At 69.7% G+C, this 14,431-nt stretch carries 12 protein-coding genes; 6 read left to right on the forward strand and 6 right to left on the reverse strand.

The window, feature by feature from the left end:
• Positions 1-37 precede the first annotated feature (37 nt).
• The 3 genes from BST28_RS15615 (at position 38) to BST28_RS15625 (ending at position 2,689) form a co-directional block, all read left to right on the forward strand.
• The gene (locus tag BST28_RS15615) at positions 38-1,162 is read left to right on the forward strand and encodes an esterase-like activity of phytase family protein (RefSeq protein WP_019737030.1); all 1,125 of its coding nucleotides are present in this window, start codon (positions 38-40) and stop codon (positions 1,160-1,162) included.
• A gap of 163 nt (positions 1,163-1,325) precedes the next feature.
• Complete coding sequence (locus BST28_RS15620) at positions 1,326-2,012, forward strand: TetR family transcriptional regulator (RefSeq protein WP_019737031.1); 687 nt, start codon at positions 1,326-1,328, stop codon at positions 2,010-2,012.
• Complete coding sequence (locus tag BST28_RS15625; protein ID WP_019737032.1) at positions 2,012-2,689, forward strand: TetR family transcriptional regulator; 678 nt, start codon at positions 2,012-2,014, stop codon at positions 2,687-2,689. Before BST28_RS15620 ends, BST28_RS15625 begins: the two co-directional genes overlap by 1 nt.
• 4 nt (positions 2,690-2,693) lie before the next feature.
• Here BST28_RS15625 and BST28_RS15630 read toward each other — a convergent pair whose 3' ends face one another.
• The 3 genes from BST28_RS15630 to BST28_RS15640 form a co-directional block, all read right to left on the reverse strand.
• Positions 2,694-3,059, reverse strand: coding sequence for a PAS domain-containing protein (locus BST28_RS15630; protein ID WP_019737033.1), 366 nt, complete (start codon positions 3,057-3,059; stop codon positions 2,694-2,696).
• A gap of 418 nt (positions 3,060-3,477) precedes the next feature.
• Entirely contained in the window at positions 3,478-5,286 is a 1,809-nt protein-coding gene (locus tag BST28_RS15635; protein WP_065288945.1) for a bifunctional diguanylate cyclase/phosphodiesterase, read from the reverse strand.
• A 217-nt stretch (positions 5,287-5,503) separates the two neighbouring features.
• Positions 5,504-5,953 (reverse strand): MarR family winged helix-turn-helix transcriptional regulator, encoded by a 450-nt coding sequence (locus BST28_RS15640; protein WP_019738867.1) that lies wholly within the window; start codon positions 5,951-5,953, stop codon positions 5,504-5,506.
• Between the two features lie 137 nt (positions 5,954-6,090).
• On the opposite strand from BST28_RS15640, the gene BST28_RS15645 reads away from it, so the two are divergent.
• From BST28_RS15645 to BST28_RS25120, 3 genes are all read left to right on the forward strand, one after another.
• Positions 6,091-8,091, forward strand: a complete 2,001-nt coding sequence (locus tag BST28_RS15645; RefSeq protein ID WP_083081780.1) for an ATP-binding cassette domain-containing protein — start codon at positions 6,091-6,093, stop codon at positions 8,089-8,091.
• Positions 8,088-8,897 carry a CbiQ family ECF transporter T component gene (locus tag BST28_RS15650; RefSeq protein WP_083081782.1) on the forward strand — a complete coding sequence of 270 codons (810 nt, stop codon included), beginning with the start codon at positions 8,088-8,090 and terminating at the stop codon, positions 8,895-8,897. Before BST28_RS15645 ends, BST28_RS15650 begins: the two co-directional genes overlap by 4 nt.
• A 113-nt stretch (positions 8,898-9,010) precedes the next feature.
• Entirely contained in the window at positions 9,011-9,421 is a 411-nt protein-coding gene (locus BST28_RS25120) for a DivIVA domain-containing protein (protein ID WP_083081785.1), read from the forward strand.
• 17 nt (positions 9,422-9,438) lie between these two features.
• Here the strand turns inward: BST28_RS25120 and BST28_RS15660 are convergent, their stop codons facing one another.
• From BST28_RS15660 to BST28_RS15670, 3 genes are read right to left on the reverse strand one after another with little or no spacing between them, the layout of a single operon-like run.
• Positions 9,439-10,773, reverse strand: a complete 1,335-nt coding sequence (locus BST28_RS15660) for an ABC transporter substrate-binding protein (RefSeq protein WP_083081787.1) — start codon at positions 10,771-10,773, stop codon at positions 9,439-9,441.
• Positions 10,770-11,612: a carbohydrate ABC transporter permease gene (locus tag BST28_RS15665; RefSeq protein WP_083081790.1), complete on the reverse strand. Its 843-nt coding sequence runs from the start codon at positions 11,610-11,612 to the stop codon at positions 10,770-10,772. Before BST28_RS15665 ends, BST28_RS15660 begins: the two co-directional genes overlap by 4 nt.
• 13 nt (positions 11,613-11,625) lie before the next feature.
• Positions 11,626-14,220, reverse strand: coding sequence for a helix-turn-helix transcriptional regulator (locus BST28_RS15670; protein WP_083081792.1), 2,595 nt, complete (start codon positions 14,218-14,220; stop codon positions 11,626-11,628).
• Positions 14,221-14,431 lie beyond the last annotated feature (211 nt).

Genomic DNA, 14,431 nt, shown 5'->3' on the forward strand with positions numbered 1-14,431 from the left:
GGGCGAGGGAGCCGCTAAACCGGGTTTAAATAACGGTGTGCGCTCCACCCTGGCCCGGCTGCTCTGGCTGTGCTCGGTATTGGCCGCCGGCTGCGCCCCGTGCTCGGTCCCGGTGGCGGCGCCGGGACTGGCCTATCTCGGTCAGATCCGACTGCCGCCGAATACCACGGTCGAGGGCACGACGGTGGGCGGTCTGTCAGGCATCAGTTACGACGCCGGCCGCGACTGTTACTACGTGATCAGCGATGACCGGTCGGCGCACGGGCCGGCCCGGTTCTACACCGTTCGGCTTTCGGTGTCCGATCGCGGCGTCGACGATGCGACGATCAGCGCCGTTCACCCGCTGCTGGACCCCGGCGGGCGGCCGTTCACGCCGCGATCCGTCGACGGTGCGCCGCCCGACCCGGAAGGTATCGCGTTCGACAGCGGCCGACAGCGGCTGTACTGGTCGTCGGAGGGCGAGCGGATCACCGGCGGCCCGCACGGTCGGGTGCTGGCCGATCCCTGGGTCAGGATCGCCGGCCTCGACGGCAGCTACCTCGGTGAGTTCGCCTTGCCCCCGCAGCTGGCGATGTCGGCACAGCGCACCGGGCCCCGCCGCAACAAGGCCCTCGAGGGCCTCACCGTGACCGCCGACGGCCGGTCGCTGTTCGCAGCGATGGAGGGGCCCGGCTACGACGACGGCGCCCTGCCCGACCAGGCGCACGGCGCGCTGACCCGCGTCACCGTCTATCGCCTGGACGCCGGCGGGAACCCCGGCGCCCCGGCCGCCCAGTACGCCTATCCGCTGGAGCCGGCGACCCCGCCCGCCGACACCAACGGCCTCACCGACCTGGTGGCGCTGTCGGACACCGCGTTTTTGGTGATCGAGCGGGCGTATGGCACCCGCCCGACCGTGCGGCTGTTTCGGGCCGAGATCGGTGACGCCACCGATGTGCTCGGTGTGCCCGCACTGACCGGGCACGCCGTGACCCCGATGACCAAAACACTGCTCGCCGACCTGACCGCCACGCCGGGTCTGGACCCGCTGGACAACATCGAGGGGATCACCCTGGGGCCGCGACTGCCCGACGGCCGGCAAACGGTGGTGCTGGTCAGCGACGACAACTTCGCACCGAGCCAGGTGACCCAGTTCCTGGCGTTCGCGATGCCCGGGCCCTGACCCGCCCGGGCGGACCTGCGGAGACCGAAGCCCCCCGATGTCAGCCGGTTCCGCTTGTTAGTGACGAATCCGGGTAACGAAAAGAGTCGGCTTCAACAATGCCCTGCTAGCGTTAGCGCAATGCGGTACGACTGCGGTTCAGTGACGAGGCTGAGATCGCGCGTTGGCTGAATCCACCGACCGGCGCGCCGATGCCACGCGCCAGCAGATCATTCGCGCCGCTGCGCATCAGTTCGCTCAGCGGCCTTATCACGACGTCGGCCTTGACGACATCCTCGCCGAAGCGGAATTGACCAAGGGCGCAATGTATTTCCATTTCCGCTCCAAGCATGCGCTGGCTTTGGCGGTTATCGACGAACAATTGGCCAGGGCCGGGGCGGCGGTCCAGGCGCTGGTCGACCGGAATCTCTCCGGCCTGGAGACCCTGATCGACGTCGGTTTCCTGATGGCGGTGGAAGACATCTGCCAGGACCCCGCGCGGGCGGTGCTGCATCTGTTGCCGGTGGTCGGCCGAGCCGAGGGCCTGCAGACCACGGTGCTCAACAACGCGGTCCAGGCGCTCAGCGTGGTCGCCGAACGGGCGATCGCCGAAGGCGATGTCGTCGACGCGGACCCGCAGGACGTCGCCCGGGTGATGATGACGCTGTACCTGGGTTTGCGCCAAGCCAGCAACCTCGACGAACCCGAACAGTTCCTGCGCCAGATCGAGCGGGCCCTGATCGTCGTGCTCCCCGGCCTCGTGCCCGCCGACCGGATCGACTATTTCCTGCAGTTCCTCCGGCGACGCACCGCGCTGGCCGTCAAGACCACGTCGGCGACCTCCACTGCGGCCGGAGACCGGGTGGGCTGATGGCACGTCAGCTTCGATCCGAGGCGACCCGGCGCAAACTGCTCGACGCCGCCATCGATGTGTTCGGCGAGGTCGGCTACGTCGCCGCGGGGCGAACCGCGATCATCGAGCGGGCCGGGGTGACCAAGGGTGCGCTGTATCACCACTTCGATTCGATGGAATCGCTGGTGACGGCCATCATCGAGGGCGGATTCGCCACGATGCTGGACACCTTCCGGGGCATGTGCCAGCCGTCCTCGCCCGCGCTGGAAGGCATGATCCACGGCATGTTCGCCGTCACCGCGGTATTGGCGACCGACAAGGAGGCACGCGCCGCGGGCCACTTGGTCTTCGCTCTGTCGGAATCCAACGATCTCGGTGGTGATGTCGCCGCGCAGTGGGCGGCCGCGGTGACCGCCCAGACCGCACGTGCGATCGCCGAGGGCGATCTGCGCGAGGACCTCGACCCCGGGCAGGCCGCCGAGTCGATCACCGGAGCCATGCTCGGCACCTGGCTGCTGTCGCGCTCAGGCGACAGTGTGGGGCGGCTGACCCGGATGTGGGAGATGCTGCTGCCGGCGATCGTAGCGGCGGATTCGCTGTCGTATTTCGGGCAATTCCTGGCCCGCGAGGCCCTGCGTTATCAGGCCAGTCCCGGCGCGGACGGCGGCGGGGCGGACCCAGCCGTCGAGCGCTGAGGCGTTACCGCTCGTCTAGCCACAGCTGTTCGGTGAGGTCCTGGAACGTCGCCAGCGCAACCCGGTCGTCGGCGCGTTCCAGTGCCGACTTGCTCATCAACGCCCGCACCGTTGATCCGTCCCGATGTTCCAGGGAGACAACGAGATTGGCCAACGAGTGCATCACCGACAAAGCGGACTCCTCGGCGGGCGGGACGTCGCCGAAGATCTGCCGGAACTCCAGCGCCAGCACCTCTTCCTGGGTGTAGCCCAGCATGCCGGCGAAGCCGGTGTTGGCGAATAAGATGGTGCCGTCGTCGGCGATCGCGAGCACCGGCACCGGGATCCGTTCGAGGGCGACCAGGGCCGGCAACTGCCGCAGTGTCTCCATCGGGGTCTGGGGGGTGTGCGCGTTGCGCCGTCGCTCCATGACTCTGATTATGACGGGCCGGGCCCGCCACGCGGGTGTCCTTCCCCGGTGCCGGAGAGTCGGCGGTCACGAACGGCAACCCCTGACATCACCTCTTGCTAACGAACAGTCTTGTAAGGATTGGACGTCATCCGAAAGGTATGTATTATCTCCGTTTATGCGAGGGACTGGTTTGCACGGCGGGGGCGCGCTGCAGCGTGCGTCGTGGCCGGCGCCGGTGAGTTCCTCCCAAAGCTTCGCCCGGGGCACCTCGAGGGGTCCGCGCCGCCGAATGCCGCCGCACGCCGAGCCGCGTTGGTGCACCGCACCGACTGCTGAGCTCGCCGGCAGGCAAACGGGGGTGCGGTTGTGTGCCGGTTTGTACCGGGCGATGTTCTTGTCAGATCACCAGCGCCTGGCTGTCGGCCAGGAAAGGCATCGCCATCCAGCGCGACGCCAGCATTGATTCGGCGGCGGGACCCGGTACCGGGCGCGAGAACAGGAATCCCTGCGCCCGGTGACAGCCGTGCCGCATCAAGGTGAGCGCGGCCGCTGAGGTTTCCACTCCCTCGGCGACGACCTGCAGGCCGAATGCCTCGGCGAGGGCGATGATCGCTCGTACGATGGCGAGATCGCCTGGGTTGACGCCCAATTCACGCACGAACACGGTATCGATCTTCAAGGTGTCGACGGGCAGGTCCTTCAGGTGCGACAGCACCGCATAACCGGTGCCGAAGTCGTCGATCGCGATCTGCACGCCGGCTTCGCGCAGTTCGGCCAGGGTGCGCCGGGTGGTCTCGATGTTCTGCACCACCGCGCGCTCGGTGATCTCCAGGCACAGCGAGCCCGGCCGCAGGCCGAACTCGTCGACGGTGTCCACCACGTTCTGAACGAATCCACGAGCGGCCAACTGCACCGGGGACACGTTGATGCGCAAGGTGGCGTTGGTCCGGACGCCGTTGGCCTGCCACGAGCTGAATTCCGCGCACGCACTGCGCATCACCCACCGGCCCAGATCGTCGGCCAGGTTCGCCGATTCGGCGATACTGATGAACGAGCCGGGCAGCAACAGCCCCCGGGTCGGATGCCGCCAACGCACGAGCGCCTCGACCGCCACGATCGCCCCGCTCCACAGGTCGACCTCGGGTTGGTAGTACAGCAGCAGTGACTCGTCGTCGATCTTGCCCTGCAAGTGCAGCTCGATGTCCTTGCGGAACAAGCTTTTCAGGGACATGTCGTCGGTGGAGCTGACGGTCTGGTTGCCGCCGCCGCGTTTGGCGGCCAGCACCGCCTCGTCGGCCCGGTGCAGCAGTCCCGCGCTGGTGTCCTCGCCGGGCAACCCCACCGTCACACCCACGCTGACCGTGCTGGTGACGGTGTGGCCCTGAATCTCCACCTTGTCGCGCAGCGCGGCCTGCAGTCGGTCGGCGAAGGTCTCCGCGCTGGCCATCGACATCGGCCAGTCCGGGATGACGACGAACTCGTCGCCACCGATGCGGGCCGTCATGGTCCGGCTCCCGGCGTACGCCCGCAGCCGGCGGGCGAAGTCCTGGATGAACCAGTCGCCGGCGGAGTGCCCGAGAAAGTCGTTGATCGGCTTGAGCCGGTCCAGGTCGATGTAGAAGACTCCGACCGGGCCGGGGCTGCCCGCGACGAGCCGATCGGAGAGGTGGGCGACCAGTGCGCGCCGGTTGTGCAGGCCGGTCAGGTCGTCGTGGTCGGCCAGATAGCGCAGCCGTTCCTCGGCGACGACCCGGGCCTGCAACTGTGCGAACAGCGACGCGATCGCTTCGATGGTGTTGAGCTCCTCGGGGCGCCACTTGGGCCGCCGGAATTTGACCAGGCCGAGCATCCCGGTGGTCACCGGCCCGGAGATCAGCGGAGCGGTGGCCACCGACAGCGACTCGATGGCGTGATCCCTGCCCATCTGGCGCACATAGCCGGACTCGGCCGGCTCCGGCCGGATGATGGCGACCTGCTTGCCGTGCGCGCAGGTGGTGAAGACCGGATCGGCGGTGGTGAACGACACCACCGCCAGCGGATCGGGTTCCGGCGGATCGGTGCGGGGCGGCCACTCGGCTACCAGCTTGGAGGCCCTGATCTCATGGTCGTTGTGGCGCAGGAATCCGGCGTCGACGTTGAGCTGCTCCACCAGCGTCTGCAGCACCCGCTCGCTGACCGCCGGCGCCGAGGACGGTGTGGTGGCCATCAGCTGGGCGGCGATCGAGGTGACCAGCGCCAATCTATCCGCCACGATGTCCTTCCCCCGAAGACCGCCGGCCCCGTGCCGTGCCGCGGGAGGCCTGGGCTCGCTTCGGGCCGATGCCGTCATGAGCATATTCGAAAAACCGATCGGGCCGGAAACTTCTCCGCCGAATTCCCGCTGGTCCGGTGGCGCCGAACCGCCGCTCAGCGCGTGAACGGCGCTAGTGGACCGGTCCTGCCAGAGCGGTGTCGGCCAGGAAGCGGCGCAGCACCTCGACCGCCTCGGTGAGCGTCTGTCGGTCTTCGGCGGAGAGACGGTCCAGCTCCGGATCGATCGCCGCGGCCCTGTCCCGGCGAACCTGGTCCAGCGTGAGCACCCCCTTCTCGGTGATCCGGATCAGCACCGCGCGGGCGTCCTGCGGGTCGGGCGTGCGAGTGGTCAGGCCGGCGTCCTCGAGCCGGCGCACCTGGGTGGTCATCGTCGGCTGCGAGCAGTGGTCGACCGCGGCCAACTCCGAGATGCGGGCCTCGTCCAGATCCTCGATGGTCGACAGCAGTCTGGCCTGCGCACCGGGGATCGGCAGGGAGACCCGCTGGGTGGCCAGCCGGTTGAGCCGGGCGACGACGCTGAGGAGATCTGCTCCCAGGCTGACGTGGACGGGGGCTGCCATCGCGCGAGTATTGCACAACGGTGGACCGAAGTGGATCAACTCGGTCGGCGGAGCGTTCGGGTGCCGTCCGGTCCGGCTGGCAGAATCGACGGGTGACGAAGACCGGCCAGGGCCCCACCCGAGTCCGGGCTCGGTCTATGCAACCCGTCGAGATCGCGCAGGCCGCGGTGATGGCGGCGCTGTGCGCCGCCACGGCGATCATCGCCGTGGTGGTGCCCTTCGCCGGCGGGTTGGCGCTGTTGGGCACGGTGCCGATGGGCCTGCTGGCCTTCCGCTACTGGATCCGGGTGCTGATCGCCGCCACGGTGGCCGCGGCGACCATCGCCTTCCTGATCGCCGGTATGGGCGGCTTCATGACGGTGGTGAACTGCGCCTACATCGGGGGGCTGACCGGCGTCATCAAACGCCACCGCCGGGGTCTGCCGACCGTGATCGTCGCCTCCGCAGTGGCCGGCGGGATCTTCGGCGCCGGGGTGGTGGCGTCGCTGGCCGTGCTGTCGCGGCTGCGTCACCTGATCTTCGATGCGATCACCGCCAATGTGCACGGCGTCGCGGCCGCCCTGGCCAAGGTGCCGCTGCCGGAGTTCCAACGGGCCGCCGCGGATCTGACCGGGTTTCTTTCCGTGTTGCTGCGCTTTTGGCAGTGGCTGCTGCTGGCCCAGACGACGGTCGGCATCATGATCGTCTCGCTGCTGGGCTGGTGGGCGTTGTCGCGGGTGCTCGACCGGCTGCGCGGGGTGCCCGACGTGCACAAGCTGGAGCTACCCGCCGAGAGCGGCCCGGTCGCACCCGTCCCGGTGCGGCTGAACCAGGTGCGGTTCCGTTATCCGCAGACCCGACACGACGCCCTGGGGCCGGTGAGTCTGGAAGTGCAACCGGGCGAACACGTCGCGGTCACCGGCGCCAACGGGTCGGGTAAGACCACCTTGATGCTGCTGCTGGCCGGGCGTGCCCCCACCGCGGGCACCGTCGAGCGCCCCGGCGCGGTGGGCCTGGGCGCCCCCGGCGGCACCGCGGTGGTGATGCAGCACCCGGAGAGCCAGGTATTGGGCACCCGGGTCGCCGACGACGTGGTGTGGGGCCTGCCGCCGGGCACCACCACCGACATCGACCGCCTCTTGGGCGAGGTCGGCCTGTCCGGTTTCGCCGAGCGGGACACCGGCGGCCTGTCCGGCGGCGAGCTGCAGCGGCTGGCGGTGGCCGCGGCGCTGGCCCGCGAACCGGCACTGCTGATCGCCGACGAGGTCACCAGCATGGTCGACCCGCAGGGGCGCGAAGTTCTGCTGGGGGTGCTCTCGAGGCTTTCTGAGCGACACAGCACGTCCCTGGTGCACATCACCCACTACAACGATGAGGTCGGCAGCGCCGACCGGACCATCGACTTGAGCGGCTCGCGCGACAACACCGCCATGGTGGAGACCGCCGCGGTGCCCGCCGCGCGGTCCGGTGGCGCCGCCCCCGGGGGACCCGCCGGCCCGCCGGTGCTGGAGCTGATCGCCGTCGGGCACGAATACGCCAGTGGCACCCCGTGGGCCAAGACCGCGCTGCGCGACATCAGCTTCACCGTCGACGAGGGCGACGGCCTGCTGATCCACGGCGGCAACGGCTCCGGCAAATCCACGCTGGCCTGGATCATGGCCGGCCTGACGACACCGACCGCCGGCAGCTGCCTGCTCGGGGGCCGGCCCGCCGATGAGCAGGTCGGGGCGGTCGCCTTGTCGTTCCAGGCGGCGCGGCTGCAGTTGATGCGCAGCCACGTCGGCCTGGAGGTGGCCTCGGCGGCCGGTTTCTCGCCGCACGATCACCACCGGGTGGAAGCCGCACTGGCGGCCGTCGGTCTGGATGCGGCGCTGGCAGGTCGGCGCATCGATCAACTCAGCGGCGGTCAGATGCGCCGGCTGGTGCTGGCCGGCTTGCTGGCCCGTTCACCGCGGGCGCTGATCCTCGACGAGCCGCTCGCCGGTCTGGACGCCGCCAGCCGGCACGGGCTGCTGCGGCTCCTGGAGGACCTGCGGCGCGAGACCGGCCTGACGGTGGTGGTCATCTCGCACGACTTCGCCGGGCTGGGGGAGTTGTGCCCCAGGACACTGCACCTGCGCAACGGCGTATTGGTGCCGGCACAAGCGGGTGCGGCATGACCAACGAGACGCGTCGAACGCCGCGGCCGGTGGTGCTGCTGCGCCCGGTGCCCGGCGACTCCGCCGTGCACCGATTGTGGGCCGGCACCAAGCTGATCGTCGTCTTCGGCATCTCGGTGCTGCTGACCTTCTACCCGGGTTGGGTGCCGATCGGTGCGGTGGCGGTGCTGGTGTTCACCGCGGCCGGCGTCGCCAAGATTCCGCGGGGCGCGCTGCCGTCGGTGCCGCGCTGGCTGTGGGTGCTGCTGGTGGTCGGCGGTGCCACCGCCGCAATGGCCGGCGGCGAACCGGCCGGCCTGGGCGGACTGCTGAACTTCCTGCGGATCACCGCCCTGTCGATCGTGCTCCTCGGGCTGGGCGCGATGGTGTCGTGGACCACCAACGTCGCTGAGATCGCGCCCGCGGTAGCCACCTTGGGCCGTCCGCTGCGCCTGCTGCGAATCCCGGTGGACGAGTGGGCGGTTGCGCTGGCCTTGGCGTTGCGCGCCTTCCCGATGCTGATCGACGAGTTCCGGGTGCTCTACGCCGCCCGCAGGCTGCGGCCCAGGACGCGGCCGTGTACCCGCCGGGAGCGGCGCCGTCGCTGGGCGCGCGAGGCGATCGACCTGCTCACCGCGGCCATCACCGTCACGCTGCGCCGCGCCGATGAGATGGGTGACGCGATCACCGCTCGCGGTGGTGTGGGCCAGATTTCGGCGTCACCGGCGCGCCCGAAGTTCGCCGACGCCCTGGCCCTGACCCTGGTCGCGGTGGTCTGCGGCGCGGCCCTCGCCCTCGAGCTGACGGTGCTCTCCACCACCGCCTAGCTTCCAGCGCCGGCCGCCTTGGCCGCCGTCTCCGCGAGATTGCACTCACGCAGGTTTTTCGCGCCGACATTTTCCAGCATGGCTGCAATCTGGGGCGGTAGTAAGTTAGCGCCATGCCGCTGTTCGGAAAACGGAAGCGTCCCTCCGTCGATGCCAGCCCCTATGAGGCGCCGCCGATCGAAGACGCTCCGACCGACAAGGTGGGTTCACTTCGGCCGTCGCCGTACCCGGACGCCTACGGCAGGCTCACCTCGGAAGACGTCCGCAACGTGCGGTTCGGCAAGCCCCGCACCGGAAGGCGCGGCTACGACGACCTGGAGGTCGACGCCTTTTTGGACCTGGTGGAAGTCGAACTCGAGGAACCCCGGTCGCCGCCGGGAACCGTCGAGGACGGACTGCGTCCCGAGGACGTCGACACCTGGGTCTTCTCCAAGCCGCCCCTGGGAAAGCGTGGCTACAACGAAGAACAGGTCGACGCGTTTCTGCAGCGCATCGCCGCGGAACTGCGGCATCGCGCCACCTAGAGAAACGGCGGCGTGCGCTACCGGCGGGCTGCCGCGTTGGCGGCGTCTTGAGCCTTACGCAGGGTGGCGGCGACATCGGCGCGGCCCAGGAACATCTCGTCGAAATAGGGTTTGACCGCCTGGTTGCCGGCCGGAAACCCCTCGAACCCGCCGGGAGCGGGGATGCGCGGGCCGGCGAGCACCGCGAAGAACGGGGTGACGTCGACCCCGCGGTGCGCCCAGTAGTCGAAGTAGACCCGCTGTGCGCTGAGCACGGCGGGGATCGCCGCCCCGTGACGGCCGACGTATTGGTTGCCTTCGCGACTGCCGAGCCAGGCCAACACCTTTCGCACCGCTTCGGGGTGCGGTGAGGCGGCGTTGCCGGCGGCGGCGATACCGTTGGTGACGCTGACGCGCCTGCCTTCCGGCCCGCGGGGCAGCATCGCCACCCCCCAGGAGAACGCGGCCTGTTCGGCGACGGCAGCCAGGTTGTAGGTGCCGGACTGGAACAGCGCCATCTTGCCGGCCAAGAACTGGTTGCGGGAGAAGTCGCCGTTGGTGTTGGTCTCCGAGGCCGGCGGCGCCACGTGGTCGGTGTTGATCAGCCGCACCAGGTACTCGAATGCGGCCACGGCCGCCGGGTTGTCGAAGGCGAACTCGTCGCCGCGCTGGAACACCCCGCCGGCCGAGCCGATGTAGTTCAGGTAGATGCCCTGTGGGTCGTTGGCGGCGTTGTAGCCCCACTGCTTGATGCGGCGCTCGTCGAAATCCGGTGTGCCCGCGCTGCGTCCGGCGGCGTCGCGAGTGAGCTCGGCCAGAAGCGGCCGCAGGGAGTCGCCGACGCCGCGCGGATCCCAGCGCAGCTGCGCCAACCGTGCGGGATCGATCCCGGCGGCGGCCAGCAGGTCGGCGTTGTAGTACAGCGCGATGCCGGCGTCGGTGAGCTGCGGCACCCCCCACAACGTCCCGCCCCGGGTGAACTGGGCGACCACGGACGGTTCCCAATCCGCATCGTCGGCGTCGATCGCCATCAGCCGCCCATTGTCGGCATACCCGGCCAGGTAGGCGTTCGAGAGCCAGAAGATGTCGTCGGCGCCGCCCCCGGCCACATCGGTGCGCAGCGTGTCGAAATAGCTGGCGTAGGAGACGATGTTGGCGCGCACCTCGATATCGGGGTGGGCGCGGTTGAACGCGGCGAACGACTGCCGGTAGGCGACGGCGACCTGTTCGTCCCAGAGTCGCACCGTCACCACCGTCTTGGCTCCGGCCGACCGGGTCGAGGCGTCGTCGAGCAGCACCGCCGCCACACCGAGCAGCGCGGCCAACGCCAGCACCCCCGCGGCGAACAGGGTGGAGAACCGCGGCCGGCTCACTTGATGCCCGTAACGACGATCGACTGCACGATTCGGCGCTGGAATACCACGAACAGCACGACCAGGGGGATCATCGCGACGGTTGTCGCCGCCATCACCAGCGTCCACTGCGCGTTGTAGCGGGACTGCAGGGCCGCGGTCGCCACGGTCAGCACCCGCCACTTGTCGCCGCTGGTGATCACCAAGGGCCACATGAAGTTGTTCCACTGCGAGACCACGGTGATCAGCCCGAGGGTGACCAGGATCGGCCTGCTGGCCGGCATCATCACGTGCACGATCACGTCCAAGGTGTTCGCGCCGTCGAGACGCGCGGCGTTCACCAGGTCGTCGGGGACGGCACGAAAGTACTGGCGTAGCAGAAAGATCGCATACGGGGAGCCGAACACGAACGGCAACACCAACGCCCAGAACGTGTTCCGCAGGCCCAGTTGCGCCATCATCAGATACAGCGGCACCACCGTCACGGTGGCCGGCACCATCAGGGTGGCCACATATACCCAGAACAGCGCGTCACGTCCCGGGAAGTCCAGCCGGGCGAATGCATACGCTGCCAGCACCGAACAGCTCAGCTGCCCGAGCACGATCACCGCCGTCATCAGCGTGGTGACCGCGGCCGCCCGGCCGAAGCCCGCGCCGGCCAGATCACTGAAGTTATCCAGGGTCGGCGGGTGCGGCCAGGACAGCGGGGTTCCGGTGGCGAATTGGCGTGCCGGGGTGATCGACGTCAACAACCCCAGCCCGAAGGGCGCCAAGGTGATCAGCGCGCCGAGGGTGAGCAGCGCGTAGATCACCGACGCACCAAAGCGCTTGTGCGGACTGCAGACATCGCTTATCGACATGGATTGGGGTAGCTCACCGGGGCTGTTGGTAGGCATAGGCGGCGGCCTGGGTGCGGTTGTGGACGCCAAGTTTAGCCATGATGGCGCATACGTGGGTGTTGGCGGTTTTGGCGCTGATGTACAGCGCGGTGGCGATTTCGGCGTCGCTGTGTCCGGCGGCGAGGAGTTCCAGGACGTCCCGTTGACGCTTGGTGAGGCCGTGGGGGTCGGCGCTGGTGTCTTTGCGGCGACGGTCGGGATCACGACCGCGCAAGTGGGCGAGGCGCTGCTGGGCGCGGCGGGCCGCGGTGCGGGCGCCGAGCCGGCGGAACGTTCCCAGCGCCGCCTCGACGGCATCGACGTCGCCGCCGAGTTGGGCGATCGCGGCATCGTAGGGGCAGCCACGCAGCGCCCACTCCCGCGCTGCCGTGCACCAATCCCCGTTGATCTCATGGTCATAGGGGGTCGCAGCGACGACGTCGCTGCCCCGGCGGCCCCCGCTCGGTTGCGCCCAGCGCCGCACGGAACCCCCGAGCCACTCGTAGGCTGCGCCGGACACCGCGGTGGCTTCGGCCGCGATGCAGCGGGCCGCTTCGTCGTCGCCGGCCAGCCAGGCGGCCTCGGCACGCGCGGCGCACACGGACAGACCCAGCATGCTGCCCGTCGCACACTCGAGTGCCTCATCGAGTAATGGGCAAACCGGTTCTTCGCCGCGGCGGGCCCGGATCAAGGCGACGGTGATCAACGGCGCGATCCGGTGCTCGGGGGTCAGGCCGCGCTGGGTCAAGACGTGCTCGGCCCCCAGCACGGCAGACGCCCAGTCGCCGCGAGCCAGGCCGGTCAACGCCTGCAGCCCCACCACCATGGTGTGGAACATGCCGAGGTCGTGATGGTCGAGGTGGGCCGCGGCGTGGCTGAGGTGATGCTCGGCGCGGTCGAATTCGCCGCGGGCGACCGCGAACATGCCCAGCAGGGCGCCCAGCATTCCGCAATGCTCTTCGAGCCCAGGGGTTGCGGCCGCTTCGGCCCACACCTTTTCGGCGTCGTCCCAGCCGGTGTCGCTGCAGAACACGGCGGTGAGCGCCGCGTATCCGCGGGCGCAGACCAGCACGGTCGGGTCACCGAAGCGGGAACCGAGGGCTTCCGCGCGCGCGGCATAGCGGGCGCAGGCGGGGTCCACGCCGAGTGCGGCGAAGTGCGCCAGGGTGATCAGCGACCGGGCCAACTGCGGAGACGGGCCGAGGTCTTCGAGCAGCTGCACGGACGCGTGCGCCGCCTGAATGGCTTCGGCGGGGCGTCCCAGCGGCAGCAGAAGCTGCGACAGCCGGCGCAGATTTTCGGCCTGGCGATGGGGGTCGTGCAACGCGTGGCGCAACGCGAGCGCCTCTCGCCACGACGACACCGCGGCGTCGGCCTCGCCGATCAGGTAGCTGCCGAACGCGTGCCGTTCGAGCCATGTCACCTTGTGCTCGTCGGGGACGGTGTCGGCGTGGCGCAGCGCCAGCGCATACAGCTCGGCGGCTTGACGATTGGCGCCACCTGCCGCGGCGTGTTCGGCTGCCGCGGGGCCATAGCCGATGACGGCGTCGGTGTCGCCGGCCTGTTCGGCGTGAAATGCCAGCGCCTCCAATGTGTCCGGGTCGATCGGGGGTTCGGACAGCACGGTCAGTGCCCGCTTGTGTAGCACTCGGCGCTGATAATCGGGGATCTGCGCGAGGGTGGCGCGGCGGGCCAGTTCGTGGGGGAAGCCCACCGTGTCGGCGGCGGCGAACAGCACCCCGGCGTCGAGGCATTCACCCAGGGTGGCCGCCGCGCCCGGCGATACCGCTTCGAGCAGGGCGGGGTGGGCCCGCGGTCCGCAGATCGCGGCGACCTGCGCGGTTTCGCGCCCGGCCGCCGACAGCCTCGCGAGCCGGCCCCGGACCGCCTCGGACACACTGCACGGCAGCCGGCCGTCGTTCAGCGCTTCAGGCCCGGCGGCCAACATCTCGGTGACGAAAAACGCGTTCCCGCCGGTGAGCCGATGCAACGCCGAGGCGTTGATGCCGCTGCCGGCGGCCAGCGCGGCGACCGCGGCGGCGCTGAGCCGAGCCAGCGCCAGGCGGGTCAGGCTCGCGCAGGTCGCCACATCACCCAGCAGCACGGCCAGCGGGTGGGTGGGGCCGATCTGGTCGTCGCGGTAGGACGCCAGCAGCAGAATCGGCAGCGTGTCGATCCGCCGGGCCACATAACGCAGCAGATCCAAGGCGGGCCCGTCGGCCCAGTGCAGGTCCTCGATCACCCACACCGCGGGGTTGCCATCGCGGACGACGCCGACCAGTCCGGCGTAGACGGCCTCGGTGTCCCCGGCGTCGATACCGGCCCGTATCGAGGCCGCCTGATCGGCGGGGAGATCGGCGAGCATGTCGATGAACGGACCCAACGGCCGGGGGGTGGCCGACCCGTCGCACCAGCCGCGCAGCACCCGGGTGCCCGGATCGAGCCCGCTGAGGAAACGGGCGATCACCGCGGTTTTGCCCACGCCGGCCTCCCCGCGCAGCAACACCACCTGCCCCCGGCCCCGGGTGGTGGCCCGATGGCAGCGATGAAGGGCGGCCAGTGCCGGTTCGCGCTCGAGCAGACGGCCCACTGTGGCTACCCTCCGCCTCGGGTCCGGGACCGCGCATCCCGGAGCAAATATCAGGTAATTACCTGATGCGCCGAGGTTGGTGCGCCCAGCACACTCGCCAAGTGAGCGTGGCGGGCGGCCAGCCACGGGCATCAGTACACCGTCATCGGATCAGGATGCGGGATAAAGCGTAGCCCGCAGGCCCCCGCTCGCGCTCACCAAACAGCGCGAA

The organism is Mycolicibacter kumamotonensis, assembly GCF_002086285.1.
GTDB lineage: Bacteria > Actinomycetota > Actinomycetes > Mycobacteriales > Mycobacteriaceae > Mycobacterium > Mycobacterium kumamotonense.